18 protein-coding genes and 1 pseudogene are annotated in these 21,093 nt (G+C 37.7%); 3 read left to right on the forward strand and 16 right to left on the reverse strand.

Features of this window, described 5'->3' with window-relative positions; all coding sequences use genetic code 11:
• The first annotated feature begins 40 nt into the window (after positions 1 to 40).
• Positions 41 to 1,234 (forward strand): FprA family A-type flavoprotein, encoded by a 1,194-nt coding sequence (locus NMU02_RS06445; protein WP_255026706.1) that lies wholly within the window; start codon positions 41 to 43, stop codon positions 1,232 to 1,234.
• A gap of 255 nt (positions 1,235 to 1,489) precedes the next feature.
• On the opposite strand, the pseudogene NMU02_RS06450 reads toward NMU02_RS06445, so the two are convergent.
• From NMU02_RS06450 to NMU02_RS06480, 9 genes and pseudogenes are all read right to left on the reverse strand, one after another.
• Positions 1,490 to 2,205, reverse strand: a pseudogene (locus NMU02_RS06450) (GIY-YIG nuclease family protein).
• A 119-nt stretch (positions 2,206 to 2,324) separates the two neighbouring features.
• Entirely contained in the window at positions 2,325 to 2,894 is a 570-nt protein-coding gene (locus tag NMU02_RS13710) for an HXXEE domain-containing protein (protein WP_354003108.1), read from the reverse strand.
• Positions 2,894 to 3,181 (reverse strand): YciI family protein, encoded by a 288-nt coding sequence (locus NMU02_RS06455; RefSeq protein WP_255026708.1) that lies wholly within the window; start codon positions 3,179 to 3,181, stop codon positions 2,894 to 2,896. Before NMU02_RS06455 ends, NMU02_RS13710 begins: the two co-directional genes overlap by 1 nt.
• 84 nt (positions 3,182 to 3,265) lie before the next feature.
• On the reverse strand, positions 3,266 to 3,436 hold the full coding sequence (locus NMU02_RS13715; protein WP_354003109.1) for a GNAT family N-acetyltransferase: 171 nt from the start codon (positions 3,434 to 3,436) through the stop codon (positions 3,266 to 3,268).
• 372 nt (positions 3,437 to 3,808) lie between these two features.
• Positions 3,809 to 4,450, reverse strand: coding sequence for a GIY-YIG nuclease family protein (locus tag NMU02_RS06460; protein WP_255026709.1), 642 nt, complete (start codon positions 4,448 to 4,450; stop codon positions 3,809 to 3,811).
• Complete coding sequence (locus tag NMU02_RS06465; protein WP_255026712.1) at positions 4,443 to 5,705, reverse strand: restriction endonuclease subunit S; 1,263 nt, start codon at positions 5,703 to 5,705, stop codon at positions 4,443 to 4,445. The genes NMU02_RS06460 and NMU02_RS06465 overlap by 8 nt, the downstream gene beginning before the upstream one ends.
• Positions 5,706 to 5,707: 2 nt before the next feature.
• Complete coding sequence (locus tag NMU02_RS06470) at positions 5,708 to 8,071, reverse strand: type I restriction-modification system subunit M (protein ID WP_255026714.1); 2,364 nt, start codon at positions 8,069 to 8,071, stop codon at positions 5,708 to 5,710.
• Between the two features lie 7 nt (positions 8,072 to 8,078).
• On the reverse strand, positions 8,079 to 8,270 hold the full coding sequence (locus NMU02_RS06475; RefSeq protein ID WP_255026716.1) for a helix-turn-helix domain-containing protein: 192 nt from the start codon (positions 8,268 to 8,270) through the stop codon (positions 8,079 to 8,081).
• Between the two features lie 1,185 nt (positions 8,271 to 9,455).
• Positions 9,456 to 10,724, reverse strand: coding sequence for a phage integrase SAM-like domain-containing protein (locus tag NMU02_RS06480; RefSeq protein WP_255026717.1), 1,269 nt, complete (start codon positions 10,722 to 10,724; stop codon positions 9,456 to 9,458).
• A 321-nt stretch (positions 10,725 to 11,045) separates the two neighbouring features.
• On the opposite strand from NMU02_RS06480, the gene NMU02_RS06485 reads away from it, so the two are divergent.
• Positions 11,046 to 11,780: an SIMPL domain-containing protein gene (locus tag NMU02_RS06485; RefSeq protein WP_255026718.1), complete on the forward strand. Its 735-nt coding sequence runs from the start codon at positions 11,046 to 11,048 to the stop codon at positions 11,778 to 11,780.
• A gap of 196 nt (positions 11,781 to 11,976) precedes the next feature.
• Entirely contained in the window at positions 11,977 to 12,774 is a 798-nt protein-coding gene (locus NMU02_RS06490; RefSeq protein ID WP_255026719.1) for a DUF2971 domain-containing protein, read from the forward strand.
• Between the two features lie 91 nt (positions 12,775 to 12,865).
• Here the strand turns inward: NMU02_RS06490 and NMU02_RS06495 are convergent, their stop codons facing one another.
• From NMU02_RS06495 to NMU02_RS06525, 7 genes are all read right to left on the reverse strand, one after another.
• The gene (locus tag NMU02_RS06495) at positions 12,866 to 13,234 is read right to left on the reverse strand and encodes a helix-turn-helix domain-containing protein (RefSeq protein WP_255026720.1); all 369 of its coding nucleotides are present in this window, start codon (positions 13,232 to 13,234) and stop codon (positions 12,866 to 12,868) included.
• Positions 13,235 to 13,348: 114 nt separating this feature from the next.
• On the reverse strand, positions 13,349 to 14,476 hold the full coding sequence (locus tag NMU02_RS06500; protein WP_435522022.1) for a tyrosine-type recombinase/integrase: 1,128 nt from the start codon (positions 14,474 to 14,476) through the stop codon (positions 13,349 to 13,351).
• Positions 14,472 to 15,212, reverse strand: a complete 741-nt coding sequence (locus NMU02_RS06505; protein ID WP_255026723.1) for a helix-turn-helix domain-containing protein — start codon at positions 15,210 to 15,212, stop codon at positions 14,472 to 14,474. Before NMU02_RS06505 ends, NMU02_RS06500 begins: the two co-directional genes overlap by 5 nt.
• Before the next feature lie 307 nt (positions 15,213 to 15,519).
• Entirely contained in the window at positions 15,520 to 16,926 is a 1,407-nt protein-coding gene (mnmE, locus tag NMU02_RS06510; RefSeq protein ID WP_255026724.1) for a tRNA uridine-5-carboxymethylaminomethyl(34) synthesis GTPase MnmE, read from the reverse strand.
• Positions 16,927 to 16,947: 21 nt separating this feature from the next.
• Entirely contained in the window at positions 16,948 to 17,805 is an 858-nt protein-coding gene (locus NMU02_RS06515) for a DNA/RNA non-specific endonuclease (protein ID WP_255026725.1), read from the reverse strand.
• A gap of 121 nt (positions 17,806 to 17,926) precedes the next feature.
• Entirely contained in the window at positions 17,927 to 18,361 is a 435-nt protein-coding gene (locus tag NMU02_RS06520) for a putative signal transducing protein (protein ID WP_255026726.1), read from the reverse strand.
• Between the two features lie 168 nt (positions 18,362 to 18,529).
• Positions 18,530 to 20,869 carry a glycoside hydrolase family 2 protein gene (locus tag NMU02_RS06525; protein WP_255026728.1) on the reverse strand — a complete coding sequence of 780 codons (2,340 nt, stop codon included), beginning with the start codon at positions 20,867 to 20,869 and terminating at the stop codon, positions 18,530 to 18,532.
• Between the last annotated feature and the right edge of the window lie 224 nt (positions 20,870 to 21,093).

Consider the following 21,093-nt stretch of genomic DNA (forward strand, 5'->3'; position numbering starts at 1 on the left):
GAAATTTCATATCTTTGCAAACTCTAAAAATCATATAATTATGCCCAATATCACTGAAATAAAGCCTAACGTATTCTACGTAGGAATAAACGACCGTACCAAACACTGCTTCGAAGGTTTATGGCCGCTTCCTCTGGGGGTTTCTTATAATTCCTACATTGTAAAAGGTGAAAAAATTGCGTTGATAGATACGGTAGACGCCTGTTATACAGAGCAATATTTAACAGAAATAAAATCTATTATCGGCAATTTACCTATCGACTATTTAATCGTAAACCATATGGAACCCGATCATTCGGCTTCTATTCGTTCGATAAAACAACATTATCCCGACATAAATATTGTTGGTAATAATAAAACGATTGGAATGATTGAAGGTTTTTACGGCCTTTGTGACGGATTCAAAGAAATAAAAGAAGGCGATACCTTGTCATTAGGAAATAATAAAACGATGCGTTTCTATATGACTCCGATGGTGCATTGGCCCGAAACAATGATGTCGTATCTCATAGAAGAAAAAACATTGTTTACCGGAGATGCATTTGGTTGTTTCGGAACTCTTGACGGAGGTATTATCGATTCTGAAATGAATACTGACCGATATTGGGACGAAATGTATCGTTATTATTCCAATATCGTCGGTAAATACGGGGCATCGGTACAAGCAGCTTTGAAAAAACTCAAAGATGTAGACATACAGATGATTTGCAGTACCCATGGACCCGTTTGGACCCGTGAAATTCAGAAAGTGGTAAGCATTTACGACAAATTAAGCCGATACGAAGGGGAAAACGGTGTTGTAATTGCTTATGGAAGTATGTATGGAAATACTGAACAGATGGCTGAGCAAATTGCTCGTCGACTGGCTTCAAACGGTGTTAGAAATATTATTATGCACAACATGACGAAATCGGACGTTTCTTATGTTCTACGAGATATTTTCAAATACAAAGGGCTCATCATCGGAAGCCCCACATACTCTAACGAGCTTTTCCCAAATGTAGAATCACTAATATCGAAAATAGAAAATAGAGGTATAAAGAACCGTATATTCGGATTCTTCGGCTCCTTTACATGGGCAGGAGCAGCCGTAAAAAGATTGACGGAATTCGCAACCCGTATGAATTGGGAAGTTACCGGAAATCCTGTTGAAATGAAACAAGGCATTTCTCAACCTAAAATTACCGAATGTTGCTCGATGGCAGATGCTATCGCTGCAAAATTAAAAGAATAAAAACCTTTTCCCCATAAAAAAGCCTGTATATACAGGCTTTTTTTATAAAACAAAATGATAAATTATAACTATCGTACGTGTTTTCCCCTACTCAAGAGAATATATCTGCCAAAAACTAAACACAACATCTACAAAGCATAATAATCTACTTCTCGTTCATACGATTTGTATTGCAGTAAATATTCTTCGAATTCAACCAGATTTAGTTTTTCTTACTTTCTATATAATTCTTTCTTCTTTATCTATCCATTCGGTCTATCCATTCTCACTGCGTCCCATACAAAAAACTGCAGCTCTGCTTACACCTGTAAAAATAACATCCGAATTTAATATAAGCTTATTATTTACAATCGAAGTATAATTATCAATCAACAAAATTCGCTTTTCTTTCCAAGAAAATGATTGAGCAACACCTCTTTCGATAATACTACCTTTTAGCACAATAAATCCCGATCGATTATAAAATCCTTTTGCAATACAACCTATGCTTTAGCATAAAACAAATTCTCTTCTTTAGGCTCAGAAATCTCAAAAATATTACAACCTACAAAAAAGGCGAAAAATTTTATATCCTCAAAAAATTCACCCATGGCGTCCTGTTGATGTTCCGGGAGATTCGGTGCTTTTGGTATCTGCTTATTCTCAGTAAGAACAAAAGTATTTGATTTTTTCGCTTCAGCTATCGCTCTATATTCTAAATATTGAACATCTGCTTTTGTCTTATTTTAATCTTTCGAAACAAAAATAAGAGCTTTTTACCAAAACGCCTTTTTATTATCATGGTCATTTACTCTTTCTTTAAAATTCTCTGTTTCAAAAATATAAGCTTGTGACTTAGTAGATTCATCTTCCCCAATCAAAATGTAAAAAGACGGTTTCTGCAATTTTTCCTTTTCACTTAAATAAAATAAATTTGAACATGGAACCACAGACATTTGACAAATCTTATCACTGATAAATGCATATTGCATCCTTTTCGAATCACCGTCTATCAGATCTATCGCCTAACTGCCGATAGATAACGTCTTTAAAATACTGATATCTTTATCGGGATGATAGAAAGCTTCGTACTTATTACCTTTGAGTACACCTAATTTATTTTCTCGGATATCTCGGATTTCGATATTGTTAGAAATTTTCTTTTTCTTTGTTTATCAAATAATTGAGCTAACTTATGTGCAAAAGCTAAATTAGTAATTACAATTATACATCCAATAATAGTCCATATAACAATCTGTTTTGTAGAAAACAAATTATTATCAAGAATGAAACAGAGAGAATATATACAATAGATTAAGGAAAGCACTGCTGTATAAATACCTGGAATATATCTGCGAAGTACGCAACATTGCACTATGTGAGCTAACAAATGAACAAAATACCCCATAAATATAACAAACCATAGCTGATACCAATTGAATATAACCGACAAAACAGTTATAGTACTAAGCAATAAAAACTCCTCGGCTACAGCGACTGTGAATGCAGGAACAGATAAACTTTCAAAATGAGACAAAAAGCATTTAGCTATTTTGGGATATCGTTCTGGCAAATAATCCTTATTTGTCTTTATCCATGATTCAAAAAATATTATTTCTTCAAATTCGTGGAACATAAAAATGATAGGAAATAGCCAAACTATATACAAAAGATCAGACATCACCTTTTTATAAATTGCTCAAAACCAACTTGATATTTAGTTGGCGAGAACTCTATTAGTTCATACTCAGCAACGTCATTTCTAAAAAATGGATCTTCTTTTATTAAAAGTTGGGCTTCCTCTTTAGTTATATTCATTAATATGATACCTCCTATACGAGGGGTTTGTGCTCCCGAAGCAATGAACTTTCCCGAAGAATAATACTTGTCCAGATAGATTCGGTGTTCTTGCAGGGATTTTTCAACCTCTGATAGTTCTTTTTTATACGTTAAAACGGCAATTGTCATATATTCATTAGCTTATATTTCATTCAACTTTTCCTAATTATTATCATACACACGCTATCGCATGTTCGGGATTTTCCTTGTACCCTAACTTTGTATAAAGATATAGGTATTAGGAGTTATTTCTCCTGTAAATAGCAGATATTTTGAACAACTACTAAATTTTTTCTCTATTTCAATCATCAAAGCTTTTCCTATACCTTTGTTCTGATAATCGGTATGTACAATTAATTTTCCGATGCAGAAACGATGATAGATTTTGTCTCAGCATCATAGTGGTTGTTAGATTGAAATATAGCGAGATTGATAAAGTGCTGCCTAGAAGTGTTTTTTATCACTCTTGCTTTTCTCAGAAATTAAAGGTAATAATTATTTTGAATTCAGATAGTTTTATTGGGTAGATATTGTTTAAGGATTTATGCCAAAGTTCCATGAGGATAGCGAGATTACCCCATAAGATTAAATATATCGCTCATTTTTTACCGGATATCGCTCAAAACAGGAAGTTTTGAGCGATAAATTGATCGTATTAGTGAGCGATAAATCAAAAGTCATATTCATCATTTTATTTCTGTAATGATGCAATTATGGTGCATTACGGAAATAAAAGCGAATAGTAGACCGTTTTTTTTAATCTTCTATCGTATAAGTTTCATCATAGATATCGCGAAGATTTTTCCCTTCATACTCCCAATAAGGTGTAGGTTGAATGGGACGTGTTATTCCGAGCAACCTTTTTGTTATAGCCGTTAATGATGACTCTTCTCCATCTAGCGACACTTTCCTATCTCCGACTACAATCACTTGGATAGTCGGATCTTTAACGAACGTTAGAAGCGAGTTTAATTCTATTCCCATCTCTCTGTAATTCATAGGGGGACGACGAGTATATTTAATCTTTTCGCTTGCGACCTTGTCGTCGATAGTTAAATCATTTTCGATTTCAGCACTGACCTCACTCGTAATGTCTTTACGGTCGAAAAGTTCAAGAATTGCTGTCGCTTGCTCGGGTTTAATACTGAAAAACTCTCGATTCGCATTAATTCTATTCGGTCCAAAAGCAGTATGCAGGGCCTTTTCAATTTTGGCGCAATCGGAAACCTTGACCTCACATGCATATGGGCAATCAAAAGGAACAGGTACACCAGTGCTGTAAAGCTCTTTCATTCTGGTATCAATGCTATCACGTGTTGTCATCCCAATTTTAACCAATCCAGGCATGGCCGAATTAGTTAGTACGTATACAATACCTATGTCATTTTGTTTACTCATCGTCCTTCGTTATTTTTATTTTCCCAGTGACAATAGAATTTATAAGAGAATGTTTGTATTCTTTAAGATGAGTAATTTCATCTTGTTTTAGATGTATTGCAGCCTCTATTTTTTTGTTTATGTTATTTAAATAGTTAGCTATTTGCTTTTGTTCTATTGGTGGCGGGATAGCAATTTTTAAATTGCCGATAAAATTACTATTTGCTCTGGGCATTTTAGAACCATAAGTAGATGCGTTAACAATATTAATGAAACTAGGCGATAACAATAGATTTTGTATATACATACTATTATTATCAAGAACGTCGTATACAATGAACTCGGTTGAGCATAGCCCATCTGTATTGGCTCTATAAACCTTTGCTAAATATGGCCTGAGTTTTCCAAATAACACATTGCCAGCATGAAAATAATTTGATAGCCCTTCGACCTCGGAATCAGATCCAATAAATTTGCCTGTCCATGATTCTACATTCTCCATCCCTATGTATGGCAGATTATTATTTATACTAGACCGTTTAATATTTATTTGTTTTAAAGCATACTTCAGTTTTTTTACTTTCCAATGGCTCGGAATTCTATCTATCCAGTCGACGCCACTATCCGTATATTTTGCTTCAGAATTAATTCCCTTAGTTATTGCAGTCTGGATAGTCATTAAACGCTGTTCTTTCAGACAGTCAATAATACTCTCTATTTTTGCAATGGTTGTATCTATTTGTTGGCATTTAAAATCTAGGAATTTAGCTATTCTATCCTGTTCTGTAATCGGGGGCAATGGAATATAGATACGCTTTAATTCATTATATGAGAGTGTAAGTCTTATGCCCACTCCCATCCCATTCAACACCTTTTGGAAATCCATGGATTTTAAATAATAACAATAGTAGAATGGGTTGATCTTTTTTTGAGGACGTAGAGATATATAAGCAGATGTAATAATTCCATTCTGCTTGGCAATAGCTATTCGTTGAGTAAGAAAATCGTAATTCAGATTTAATCCATTAACTATGATGTCGTTGGGTTTTATAATTGTGTATTTTTCAAGAACTTTAGCCAATTCACTATCGAATTTTGTTTCTGGTTTTTGAATTATCTCTCCCTGTTTAAACTGTAAAGATGTAATATCTGAAAGCGAAGAGTTAATCTCCTTATTTTCAGAAAAACATAATGATAAAGGTATCATCTTCCAATGAGCGGGTATTTCACCGAGCCATTCTAGTCCACTATCTGTATATTGGTTATATTTATACATGATTAAACTTCTAGAATTTTATTAATCAATCCATTACTTTGGCGTTCCAAATCAAGAATGTCTTTTTTAACATCATCTATGCTTCTCAATGGCTTATGACGATAAAAGTATTTGTTAAATGAAATCTCATATCCGATCTTTGTCGCTTCCATATTAATCCAAGCTTCAGCAACATAAGGCTTTATTTCTCGATAAAAATAAGAATAGATATTATCTTTGAGTGGAATGTTTTCAAAGTCTCTTAACTCATTCTCAGACTCATATTCTATCCATATTCCTGACTCCCCAGTAGCGTAATATCCGAAATCAGCTAAATCATGAATCTTACAATTATATTTTCGTGTTAACTCTGTCAGCTTTTCAGAGGAAAGCCTATGACGTTTCTTTATAACTTTCTCTGCATTTGCATTATAGGTGCTTATCGCGCCCAATATTAGTTTGCGATCGCTGCTTGAGAGTTTTATTTTCAAATCTTTAAGAGTCTTGTCAAATATTTTTAAAAATTCATTATAGTCCATCCAAATATCTTCGCCTATTTTATACATTAATTTATAGGCTGTCTCTCGCAAACTACGCCCTTTATTCCATGTCGTCAGACTAAATAAAGTGTTCTTGACCTTGGTGGTCAGTTCAACTCCATTTTGTTTGCACCATTTTTCAATTTCTGGGACATATTTATTGAGGTTCGAATAAATATTATCATTGTATTGAGAATATGCCCATTTCATTGGCTTGGCAACAGTTTTATCATAACGTAATTCATCGATAGCTCCATTGCTAAATTGCACCATAAGTCTTTTGGGGCGTTCTATGGTTACTTTATGATACCCGAAATCTATGTTTTCCAGCACTAAACTGGCAATCTTATTCTTATCTGTTTTTTCTTGATTAGCTGCTGATGCGTAGCATTTCATTATCTGCTTAATGCTATTCTCTGAAAATTGACAATTCTTATTACCAAGGTTCTTTCGTAGCTTTTCACCAAGTTCGCTCGCATCAATAAGTTGTACCTTGCCGACTCTTTTCTTTGATTTATTATTAGTGAGCACCCATATGTAGGTCGTAATACCCGTGTTATAAAACATATTATTGGGTAGTTGAATAATAACTTCCAAAAGATCATTCTCAATAATATATCTACGAATATTACTTTCTCCACTTCCGGCATCCCCTGTAAAAAGGCTTGAGCCATTATGCACAGAAGCAATACGACTCCCACAAGAAGACTCATCAACAGGCTTCATTTTGTCAACCATTTCCATAAGGAATAATAATTGTCCATCACTAGAACGAGGAGTTGCATTCTCAAATGATTCAATCGACCAAAAATCAGCCAATTGCACTTCAAATCGAGGATCTGTAATGACTTTTTCTTCATTAAAGATATATTTCATGTCACTAACCCAGGATTTGCCGTAAGGCGGATTGGATTGCATGACATTAAATTTTCGACTTTTGAAATGGTTTTCGGCCAATGTTGATCCGCAAATAATGTCTCCGGTATTGCCTTTTATTAGCATGTCGGATTGACAAATAGCATAAGTTTCATCATTTATCTCTACACCATAAAGCTGAACCGATTCTTCAGGAACATTATATTTATCAACAATAAAACTCTTACTCTCTGTGAGCATCCCGCCAGTCCCACAAGCCGGGTCGTAAATGCTGATCTCTTTAGGTAAGTGATTTTTAATTGGTTCAAATGTGAGATTGGCCATTAAATGAATGATGTCACGGGGAGTGAAATGCTCTCCAGCTTCTTCGTTATTTTCCTCATTGAACTTTCGAATTAATTCTTCAAAAACACATCCCATATCATGATTGGATAACGCAGGAAGTTCTCGGCCATCTGGATCCACTTTTTCCTCATTAGTTAAATTGATATATGGGGATGTAAATTTTTCAAGAACATCGTACAGCACTTTCTTTGTTGCCATATGACGAATTTGCACACTCAATCTAAATCGATCCACAATATCCTTTATATCATCAGTAAACCCTTTTAGATATTCTAAAAAATTAATTTCTAATTCGGCTAAATAATCGATATCTTTTCTCGCTTTGTCTTTTGTGGCTGTTTCATATAATTTCTGAAGAGTCCAGTCGCTAATGTTATTAAATTTATGTCCAGAAATTTTCTGTATCCGAATCTCATTTAACTTTGTAGTTCCTTCTATTTTTTCCTGGAATCGCTTTTCTTCTAATATTTCTTTTTTTCGTTTGCCGATGAACGGCTCTAATCTACAAAGCACAACCATTGGGAGAATAACATCGCGGTATTTCCCACGCACATACACGTCACGCAAACAATCGTCCGCAATAGACCAAATAAATGAAACTAAATTATTATGTATTGAGTTATCCATATTATTTTTATTTTTTACTTTTAATCAGCTCCTTTACATCAATTTCAAGAATTCTCGCTATTTCGAATAGCAATTCCAGGCTTGGTTGGCGTCGGTTACATACGTAGGCATTTACGATGCTGAAACTTTTGCCCAACCTTTCAGCTAGCCATGTTTGTTTAATCCCTCTTTCTTCAAGCACTTCCTTTATTCTGTTCATGGTGTCGTGCGTTAAAACGAAATATTTTGAATGTAATGATATGAAATATTATGCTATATAAATGTTTAAAACCTATGAATATTCGAAGTGAGTGACTCAAACCAGAAAGGAAGACTGTGTGCCATAAAAGACCAAGCGCGTATAATATTGCTGGAGATGTAACGAAATTACATTTATTCTTCTTGATAATTGCTTCTGTAAATATAGCATATTTACGCATTAAGATAACTTTCTTGGTCTCAGACTTCGGTAATTGGGTTGCATATCGGAACACGATACAACAAATTCCTCAAAATCCACCTATATTGCCTCCAGACCTAAATGAATGCGGATTTTATTGGTCCGGCTACCGGAGTAAAAAGGGTCTGTGATTTTGGAAAGATGAAGAACGATATGCAAAAAACAGATAACTGTATCGGTTGGGAAGCAAGGAGATTGCTTAATAAAAAAAGGGAGACCCGGAAGCTGCTATTCGGGGTGATACAACCCGTTCTACCAGACTGGTCGCAACTTTTAATGTATCAATACTTTACAAGGGTGTATCTCTATATATGTAACAAATTGCTTAATAAAAAGAGGAGACTCCACTTTATTACCATTTTAGTTTTTACAAGCTGTTTTCCCGAGCAGATTACAATCCTTAGTAATCGATCCTTACATAGAGACTCATTCTGGGATATACAGAAAAAAAAGAACGACTCGAGAGTCGCCATTTCGGATGCTATAACCCGTTGTACCGAACAGGTCACAACTTTGAATCTACCAGCAGTTTATACGGGCCTTCTCTATATATACAAATAATAAGAGTAGCTCGCAAAGGGCTAACGTTTTTAATAAATTGGCGCCTTGACACACAGTGACTTATAGTTTTGACACGACTCATAAGAAAGACAAAGAATGGAACAAAAAATGATGAAAAACAAGGGTAGGATATATACAGTTTTCAAGGACAGTATTAAGAAAATCTGGAAGGATCCAGTGGGGAGCAATGTGATTTCAATGGTCATAAAAGAGTCTCTTAGATGGTTATTTTCGCTGATCATAAAATTGTTCTAATAACACGATAATAAGCCCCGGTTTTGAATATATATAGAGACGGCCTTACTCATTCTTGGGTACACAGATGGCTACATAATTACCTACACGCTACAAGGTTGTTATTTAGAATATTATTAACCTTGGATACTAAAATACCTTGTTCATATTTTGGCGTAGCTCTTCTTTATTCGTATGGGAATAATAGAACCGATGAATCGTACCCGGACTGTTGCCGGTTTGTTCGGCTATCTGCAATGCGTGATACCCTTCGTCAACCATTTTCGATATGAAATATGACCTTGCCATCCTCCAAGTAATATGTTCTTGAATGCCTAGCGATTCACAGATACAGGCAAGGGTGTCGTTTACCCTGTGTGATAATTGCCGCACCCTCCCAAGCATCCTTTTGGTCGTATCGTGTTTGCGAGTGAAAACTGGAAACACATATTCAGAGCAGGTTTTCCGGTATTTTTCAATGATAGCTTTTGCCTTGTCGATTAAGACCGGCCGGGCTATCTTGTCGCATTTTATGCGTTCGTAAATAATTTCATTTCCTTTTATGCTGCGATGCCTCAGGTAGCAGACATCGACAGGCGACATCCCGCCGACATACGCACTGAACAGAAAAAGCTCCCTGTCCATCATTTGCCTGTGCGTCAACCATGACGTATCCATTTCCTCTATCATAGTCACGGTTTTAGACGAAATGGTTTTAGGAGTGACAGGCTGCACTTTGTATTTCGTTCGGACAGAATCGAAAACCGCTATTCTCACGTTATAAACACCTTGCCGTTTGGCTGCAACAAAAGTAGCATGCAGGAGTTTTAGCTTGCCCTGGACTCCGCCACCATTACCATTCTGCGCCCCTCTTTTCTTCAAGTACAGGACAAAAGCTGCGAGGAAAGACTCGTTTATATCGCAAAAACGGTATTTGCTAAATTCTTTCCGGTAAACATTATGGGTAAATTCTCCCAATGTTTTTTTGAGGAGTTTGTATTTCTTTGCGTTGGAAGAGCTGGTTAGGACATGACCGTTCTTAATTCTTTCCTGTTTGTGGAATTGTTCGGCAATACGATCAAGCATAGCCGACACCCTTATGTAAGGTATGGAGTCTTTGTCTCTTTGATCAAAGTAATGGGCCAGCTCCTTGGGAATCCAATCATACCCGCTGGATTCCCATTTTTCCGCAATCTTCCGGTATCTTAATTTTTCTTTCAGGATAAGCTGGTTACGCTCATGCACATCCTTTGTATTCCCGTCGAATAACTGACGTTTTTGATTCCATTCCTCATATCGTCCGGATATCGGGATAACTTTGGGGATGCGGTTGTATCCGCTCTGAAAAAAGATGAGCCTGAGTTTGACCATCTCCAAGTCACGGGGATTTCGCTCTCCTTTAACATTAATTGAAAACATAGCATTGATTCTTTTAGTTTGACATTATTTTTCCAATAAGCCAACCTACAGAATCCGAATGACATATGTTCACAAAAAAGCGGTGAAACAGAAACTGCACACCGCATTTACTTAATATGTTTTATATCGAATGAAGAATATTTTGTTCCCAAATTGAACTCAAAAACCGAAGTTTGGCTTATCCGGCTAAAGTATGCCTAATAATTCGGATTGCAAAAATCAACGATGTTTTTTCAATCTAACCTGGAATTCCGGTAAAATCTGTAAATTGCAGTGAAATACCCCCTCCTAAACCATAACACTTTAAAAACCGTAAATCATATGAACAAAAAACTTTTAACAGGCATAGCATTCTCCCTGATACTTTTTTCACTGTCCTCCTGTAATCTCAAAGTCCGGGAAAATCAGGACTCGGTTTCAGTTTCTGGAATCGGAACGGTATTGGCGCAACCGGATATGGTGCTGATGAACGTCAGTTTTTCGCACACAGCGCCAACTACCAAACAAGCCAAAACCGCCGCGGAGCAAACTATGCAGCAGATCCTGGCCATACTGAAGGCAGAAAACGTTGAGGATAAATTCCTGAAAACCACATCGCTCAATTACGACGTCGAATACGAATACCGCAACGGCCGAAGGGTTACGCTCGGACAACGTGCACAGCAGACCATCGTGGTGACCGTAAACGATATGATCAACACGCCAGAAAGGTTCTCGTCCATACTGGATCAGATTACGGCGATCGACAAGGTTGAAGTTCAGAACATTCAATTCGACATTGAGCACAAGACGGAGTTATTCAAACAAAGCCGCGAATTGGCATATCAAAAGGCATTTGACAAGGCCCAACAATACGCCGAACTTTCAGGGCGTAAAATAGGTAAAGTGCTCACTATTTCAGAAGTGGTTAGCCGGGACGTAGCGCAAACCCGCGCGTTTCAGAATAACCTGATGTTCAAAGAGGAGGCGCTTGCTATGGATTCCGGCGACTCCGGGATTCCTACGGGCGAACAGGGGGTAAGCTCTGAGATCAATATTGTCTTTTCTTTGGAGTAGCGGAGCCGGGATAAGAAACGCAATATATATCCGACTTTATTCACGCCTGTGAACGTGAAAATATCCACAGGTTGGTTATGACTACCTATCCATAAACAATAACCCCTTCGAAAATATCGAGGGGGTTATTTGTATATAGAATTCATATATACGGATATGGGGTGTGAATTGTTAAATTTCTTATATTTGGGATAATATGGATATACAGAATAAAAATACTCCCAATAAACTTCTTTTAGATTATGTAGCTAGTCGAATAGGTTGCTGCACCTTATACCGTTACAGACCTATTAACCCGAATGAAATAGATGCATTGGAAAAGTGTTATCTATGGTTTTCGTCCGCAGATGATTTGAATGATCCCTTTGAAGGCAGTATTAAACTGAAAGAGGTCGAGCAAGACACGACAATGGAGATATCTTTGAATTTCAGTATTAGCCGTAATGGAGGGACTCCAAAAGTCGAAGAAAAAATCTATGAAATTCCAAATCTAATACGTCAATCTAACGATTACTATAAGAGAGCATTTCAATCAATGCTTGCACAGACCAAAGTTTGTTGTTTTTCCAAATCGAAAACCAATAAGCTAATGTGGTCACATTATGCCGACAATCATAGAGGAATGGTTTTGGAGTATGACATTTCTCTTGACCTCAATGTTTTCCAATATGCTATACCTGTCATATATCACGAAAAATTACCAGAAATAAATTTTATGGCGCAAAAGGATAAATCCATAGTGAGTGTTTTGAAGAATAAATCTCAGGATTGGAGTTACGAAAAAGAGGTAAGGATCATAAATGATAACCCCGCAGGTGCACCGAATAGAATCCCCATAAATCCCGAATCATTGAGAAGTGTAATATTCGGGCATAGGACAAGTAAAGAGGATATAGAGAAAGTAAAAGCAGCCCTTAAAAAATTTCCTCATATAAAATACCTGCAATGTCGTTTATCCGAGGAGGAATATGATTTAATTATTCATAATGTATAGGGCGAACTGGCTGATACAGCTACTTACTGCACAAATAAGCCAACGAAATTAGATTTCATGGGCTTATTAGGCATGACAGTTCCGGGCGTTGTTATTCTAAGAAACTTGAATTTCGTGGTTTGTTTCGCACTGATTTCTGCATCTGCATTTCAATATCCGCTTTGGTTTCAGCGATACACTTTTTCCGGCCGGCGGCTATCCAATCCAGTAATTCATGCTCATAAAAATAAAGTTTCTGGCCTACCTTGCAGCAAGGTATCAAACCCTTCTGTACGGAAGTATAAATTGTTGACTTTGCTTTGCCAACAATCCGGCATGCTTCATCTATTCCAACAGGCATATTTTTATTAGGAAGTGGTTCCGTCGACCGGGATACTAAGTCTTTTATCTCACGGATCTCTTCTATCAGATAACCTACCGCTGCAGGCAGATTATCAAAAGTGATTTCATTTTTTGTCATAATTCAGTGTTTGTTTCTTAATAGATAGGGAAGAGACAAACGAAAAGATTAAGAAATGTGAGAAATAATCAAAAAACGGCAAGAGACGCTTGCATCTCTTGCCGTTTAGAAATATTAGTCTTCTTTTAGAACCAATTTTTTCAAAGAAATTCTGTTCGCAGACTCCCGTTTCTTCTCATTCACCAGTTCTGCGTAAATCTGGGTCGTTGAGACGTTCTTGTGGGTGAGCATCTTGCTGACAGTGAAAATATCGGTGCCGAGAGCAATCTGTAGGGTAGCGAACGTGTGACGGAAGCAATGGAATGTGATGTGCTTCTCGATGCCGGCCGACTTGAGCCATTTTTGCAGGGGATGTTGGATCATACTGCGTTCAAGTCCCTTGAATACTTTCCCGGTTGAGCGCTCCCCGCATAATTCCAATGCCTCATCGCTTATCGGTAGAGTAGTTTCGGTTTCGGTCTTTTCGGTTCTGAGGCGCATACAGTAACCGCCGTCCTGCGCCGGGACAATGTGTTTCCAATCGAGTTTCAATATATCGCTGATCCGCAACCCGGTCAGACAGGCAAAAAGCGATGCGGCTTTTAGTACCGGGATTTCGCACGGAGCGCCTGCCAACCGACCCAATTCCTCGGCGGTCAGAAACTCTTTCTTCACATCTTTATATTCGATCTTCTCGAGGAAGTCGTTGACGTTCTCCCGGATCATCTTGTCCCGGTAGGCGATCTTCAACAGTCCCCGGAACGTCGAATAATATCCGGCAGCCGAATTACGCTCCAGTTTCTTCTTGGAAAATTTGAGTTGGTTTGCATTCAACAGGTACTCGCGGAACTTTCGGCAGAGATCGACATTGACTTCCCCGAAAGTACACTTACCTTTGGTGAACTTCTCGAAGTGGGCGTAAACCATTTTCCACTTCGGGTCTTTCTTCATCAGAAAGCTCCGGAAATAGGCAAGGAAATCGCCTTTCTGCTTGCGTTTGTCGAGGAACCCAAATTCTTCGTTGATTACCGCTTGGATACGCATAGCCTGAATAGCCTCGGCTTTCAACAACATATCGGCATTGTATTCCCGTTGGATCTCGTTCTGTGGTTCCTGAAAGATATAGATCCCCAGATATTCCTTATGGATCATCTTCATCGTTTCAGGGTCGAGGATTGGCGGATAATAATCCAGAAAGAGTGTTGCACGTCCTTGCGTGATCGGCTTGCGCCGTAGTTTTACTTTTGTTGCCATAGTTTTAATATATTATTGGTTGTTCAAAAATTCTGTCTAATTCCTCTTTGGCAATCTTGATATACCTTCCTGCTTTAGTTTTTGTAATATCATTGCGTTTGATGATGTGATAAAGGGAATCACGCGTCAGGTTATATTTCAGCATTGATTCTTCGGTCGTATACCATTCTTTTATGGATCGTTCGGTTTTCGGCTTTGTCAAAACTTTATCTACGTGAAGTTTACTATACAAGGTATTCCCGCGATGAGTGATTTTGGGAACTCCTTTCTCTTTGATCATCTTGTAGGCCCATGTCCCCTTGATGCCAAATTTTTCGGTTAACTCTTTCATAGTATAGAAATCTGTTATGACAATCGAGGTCTCACGCTTTCGGATTTTATATTCTGTCGCATTGTCAAAAAGCGCTTCTAAATCCTTGCGGCGTATAAAAGTTTTTCCCCGGAGTTTTACGCATTTAAGCAGATTGTCATGCAAATAGCGATAAACCGTAAATCGGCTTACACCCATTAACTTCCCGGCTTGTGGTACAGTTAAAAACTCCTTGTTATTAATACTAGCCGAATTTTTGGAGTTAAGTTTAGATAATGTTTCATAATTTGTAGCCTCTACCTTTTGCTCCCTCGTTCGTTGTTTATGCGCAAGGGAGGAGCAACGATGGGAACAGTATTTCGTTACCGTTGTTTTGGCCGTAAATTCTGCCCCGCAAAATTGGCAAACGCGCTGAACCTCAATATTACTACTCATAATATTTCGACATCGGTAATTATTTCGCCAATAATTTCGCCGGGGTAGTGTAGAATCGCACGTACGTCAAAAAAATGTTCGCATAGTGTATCATCACGTATCAGAGTGTTGCATTTTGTTGCAACACTCCACCACCTCATATAAGAGTAGTGATAACAATAGCCAACGGGGGCCAAATGAGGGGAAATACCTCGGTTTGAGGAAGCAAAATGAGAGGGAAATAAAGGAAGTGCAAACAATAAAAGTCGCTGAAAATTAGCGACTAATAAATTGTTTTTGTTTTCTGGGAATTGGTTCTTACATCGGCTTATTTGCCGATGCAAAATTTACTGAAGATATTACCGAGAATATCGTCGGTTGAGATTTCTCCGGTAATTTCCCCAAGATAGTGCATACATTCCCGAATATCCTGTGACAAAAAATCGCCAGAGAGGCCCGACCGAAGCCCTTCTTGTATGCGTTTTATGGCATTATATGCTTTAGTAAGAGCATCGTAATGCCGCGCGTTGGTGACAATCACGTCATCGGTTCCGGTTTTAGGTAACTGTGCTGCCGATATAAGACGATTTTCGAGCAAATCGATATTCTCGTTTTCTTTGGCTGACACAAATAAATATTCTGCATCGGGTATTGTAATCGCGAATTGCTTTTTATCTTCTTTCATTTTGTCATCGGCCTGATCGGACTTGTTAAAAACCAATATAAGTTTTTTATCTTCACTACGGGATAAAATATTTTCGGCAAGAGAATATAAATTTTCAAAAGGCTGTGTCGTATCTATCACCCACAAGACAATACGAGCCTGATTGAGTTTCCGATAAGTAAGTTCAATCCCCATGTTCTCTATTTTATCCTGAGTATCACGTATTCCGGCCGTATCGATAAATCGAAAAGTAACGCCCCGCAAGTTTATCGTATCCTCTATTACATCCCGGGTAGTTCCATGTATTTCCGACACGAGTGCACGTTCTTCATGTAATAAACGGTTCAACAGAGTAGATTTTCCGGCATTCGTTTCTCCGATAATAGCAGTCGGTATGCCGTTTTTTATAGCATTACCCATGTCGAAAGATTCGATGAGCTTTTCTATGGTATTTTCAATTCGGGATGCCAATTGAGTCAAATGTTCCCGGTCGGCAAACTCAACTTCTTCTTCACTAAAATCAAGCTCGAGTTCGATCAGTGAAGCAAAATCGAGTAATTTCTCTCTTAATGCCCCCAGTTCCCGGCTAAAACCACCACGCATTTGATTCATAGCTAACCGATGGGCAGCGGCAGAAGAAGAAGCGATAAGATCGGCAACAGCCTCAGCTTGCGAAAGATCCATTTTCCCATTTGCAAATGCCCGACGCGTAAACTCTCCGGCATCTGCCATGCGGCATCCTTGTCTGAGTAGCAATGAGATAATCTGCTGTTGTATGTATAACGAACCATGACACGATATCTCGACTACATCTTCGGCCGTATAAGAATGAGGTTTACGAAATAACGAAACAACGACTTCATCGATAATATTTCCCGTCTCATCCCTTACTTCCCCATAAATAAGGGTATGGGATTTACGACTGACTAAAGGCATATCATTAACTCCCGAAGCACGAAATACTCGATCGGCAATCTCGATCGCATCAGGTCCGCTGACACGTATTACGGCAATGCCTCCTACCCCGGCAGCGGTCGAAACAGCACATATTGTATCGTCTATTCGATTCATTTTCTTATTTTATTTAACTGATTACAATTTCCATTCGCCAATATCGTAAGAAGATTCTAACTTTTCTTCTACCTCATCGGGCAAACGAGAGAAAAAATCGATACCAGTAAGTTCTTCCACGCTATCGATAGAAACGGCATATTCAGCAGGTTCCCCCTCTTCTTTTTTATTATCGAATATAAAGCCAATACCTTTGGGATGTTTTGCATAAGGAGTCAATACAACCTTAAAAAATCCATGTGGTACCTTAACCTTATTTTTTCCTATCGTTTTATCGTTTTTACCGGCCAACGGACCACAAACGACGAGCACACAACTGTCTTTCCGGGCCCGATCACGTATTTTTTCCTCAAGATTTTTCCATACCCCCCTATTCAGCCCCGGATGTTGAGGACAAATATTCGTAAAATAAAACGATTCTTTCATCGCCGTCTTATTCCACGTCATATCTCCTGCAGGAGCCATATGACCTTTGTCATACCCCGAACGAGAATAGTCGGCATTCGTAGCGCACATTCCTTTCACATAAGGATCTACCATAAACTTATTGTACCGATTTTCAGGGCCATCCAATTCTCCCAGAATCAGTTCATACGCAACCCAATTGGGTATATGCCAATCTTTGTTATAAGAAACCGTATAACCTTTATGTCTGATAATTTGCTCGGGTTTCCCTTTTAAAGCATCGGGTATTTCAAGGTCAGTATACCGCTCTATTCCATATCCATTCCCATGGGTTGTATAATCGCGATAAAGAGACTTTAAAAAAGGCCAAAACCCATATAAAATGAGTATAAAAAACAGAACCCATGCTACCTTTACAAGATAGGTATTATTCTGTTTCTTCCCTGAACGTTTTTTGTTTCGACGATTAGCCATTGAATATTCCGGATAAAATTTAATCCGGACAAAGGTACAAAAAATGCGATAAATTAGTACGGCCCCATATCCATTATCATAACGACGAAATATGACAACGGCACACCCATAAAAACATACTCTATTTTTTAAAATCTTTATGGCAAGCAAAACAATGGTATGCTCTACGTATTACAAATGGATAAATGGTGAGGATCAATGAAATAATAATAGTTATCCAACGAAATTTCTTTTCGGTAGCCGTGCCATACCTGACATTATCCGATCCGCAATACGGACGAACGATACAGTCTTTTTCTAACAAAAGCGAATGTTCATTATTCGGGTCTATCTCATCCGGCTCTTCATCGATAATACGCATTGCCTCTTCTTTGTCACGATAAAAAATATTTAATCTTATCCCACCTAAAGCCTGATTAAAAAGAGGATATAATGTTACCGTATTTTCATCGGAAAGGAAACAGGGAATGCCATAACTCAATAATTTACTTTTTACCAGATTGGCCTCACCAGCATTTTCAAATGTTCTGAGAACAACTATAGAATCAGGTTTCATTTTTAACACTCCGTATTTTTAAAGGGTAAAGATACAATATTATCAACGGTCTATAAAGTATAAAAAACATAGAGCAAATCCTTTTTATAAATGTATATAAATTTATACCTCAAAAACGAGATATCAAAATCTATAAATAAAACAAGTTTTGTAAACAATTTATAATATCTATTTATAATCAACATTAAGAACATCTTTTATCAACTTTCCGCTTGTCGCTTCTACAAATACATTTCCCGCAACCGAACCCGTTTTTAATAAAATAGTCGCTATTCCGCCCAATGCCTCCACTGGGCTATCATCTACAATCGATCCATTTCCTTTTACCTTAAAATATACCCGATCGGAAGCTGTATTCACTAAAGTCCCGTTTTTATCGATAATACGGGCATATACAAAAATAAGGTCATTTTTGCGGGGAGATATACCGCTGGTATCTACACTCAAAGTTATTTTATAAGCCTTTCCGGGTGTAGACACAGAGTCGGAACAAACTTCTTTACCTTTATAATATCCTCTTGCCGTTAAAGTCCCGGGAGCTTCACATTCAACGTCGAACGTAAAGGGCGGATGTTTTAAAAAGGCAGAAAAACGATCCTTATCGGAAGTCTTCTTACCTATTAGCCGATTATCGAGATAAAGAGCCACTTCGTCACAATTACTGAATATTTTTACGCTTTTACTAATTCCGGGAGTCCAAAATGAAGCTATTTTTATCATAGGTTTCGCAAATACGTTCAGATCCGAAATACTCCTCTGACTTTTAAAGAAATAATATGAAAATTTCGGCAACCTACAAATATCCATAATACCTGAATATTCCAAGTCGTTGGCATATCCCCGGTTATAGTCGTACATAACCCAGTAACCGTCGGCAAATGCATTTGTCGTTAAATTATCATTATGCGCCTCTTGTATATTGGTGGCCTGCTGCAACATTCTTTTCTCTCCACTTTCACGAGGTTGTCGCGAGGTCCGTTCCTCTTCCAACAAGTCATTCCATTTATTTTGATTAAAACCTGCATTTTGTGCATAATACTCCCAATCTCCGTATTCCGACACGATAAGAGGAATGCAACGGTCAACCTCTTTTCTATGCTGACGAGCTTCGATGTATATATCGTATTTTCCTTTTATCCATCCGGCCGTATAAGTTCCGGGATCTTCCTCGGTACGTATCGCATTCATTTCCTTCATAAAATACTCAGGCATTGGCGTCTCGTTTACCGATAATTCCCAACCTAAAATACAAGCATGATTACGATCCCGTCGTATCAATTCCCGAGCCGATCTCTTCATATAATTTACAAATAAAGAATCTCCGAAGTATTGCCAACCAGGGATGGCATCGAGTACGAATATTCCGAGTTCGTCACAAGCATCTAAAAAAGCCGGCGAGGGTGGATAATGCGAAGCACGTACATAATCGAAACCGGCTTCTTTTATTTTATATGCGTCACGATATTGAGCGTTATCTGGCACTGCATATCCTACGTAAGGATACTCCTGATGTCTATTCACGCCCCTCAAGAATATTTTTTTACCATTCAGATATAATCCTTCCGCTGTTATTTTAATATCCCTGATTCCAATCCTTGTCGTATCGCAATCTGCTAAAAAATTACCATCATACAAACCAGTTTTAAGAGTATATAATATCGGTGAATCGGGACTCCATAATGACGGATTCTTCAACTGCATTTTACATTCAAATATCGTATCGCAACCTGCGTTAATACATCCTCCGTCTTTACCACTCATTACAGCTTTCCCGTTTTCGGAAATGAGCGTATGTTTTAAAACAATGTCGGCCGACTTATTTCGCGTATTTATAACATGAGTTTTTATGATCATTTCGGCACTGTTCTCCGATACATTTCCTGAAGTTACGATCACCCCACCACTCCCCTTTTTATTTCTACATACAGGATCAACTATATATACTGGCGCTTTTTTAATCAACCATACATCTCTGTAAATTCCTCCATATGTATTAAAATCGAGTTCTTTCAGCGGCTTAGGCCCGGTAACAGGATTATCTCTATTATCTAACCTTACAACTAAAGTATTAACGGAATCCGGATGTGCGACGGATGTAATATCGATAACAAACGGCAAATATCCTCCCAGGTGCTTTTCCAGATGCTTTCCGTTGAGCCATACATCCGCAACATTCATCACCCCTTCAAATTTCAGGAATATGTTTTTCTCTTCATCCTTTTTATCCAGAAGAAAAGTTTTTCGATAATAACAAATTCCTTGCCACTGGTCGTTCACCACCAATGGCTCGATACGAGGTGTATGCGGTAATGCTACATTCACCGCACCCGGAGGAAAAATTCCCTTAACGATCATCCCTTCATCAACATGAGTTGCGGAATCTACTCTTAAAAATGTCCAGTCCCGATTTAACGACATGCGTTCGCTATGACACTCCCCGCTCTCCGAACAGGATACCAACAATAATGCAATTAGAATTAGAAGCAATAAAAAACTATATAATTTCATCTATTAATCTAAATTAAAATTAAAGATTTATTTTGATAAATCGTACTTCGTTATATTTTTACGAAAGCCATAAGAAAAATTTATTATAAGAAAATTTATTTCTTTTACAAAATTAGAAAAATATTACAGGATTTCATATTTTATCTTTATTTTAATAAAATAAATTGGCTTTTTTGGAAAAACAAATTATATTAACGGTAAATAAAAATAAACGCAGTTTTTAA

This window comes from Coprobacter tertius (assembly GCF_024330105.1).
GTDB lineage: Bacteria > Bacteroidota > Bacteroidia > Bacteroidales > Coprobacteraceae > Coprobacter > Coprobacter tertius.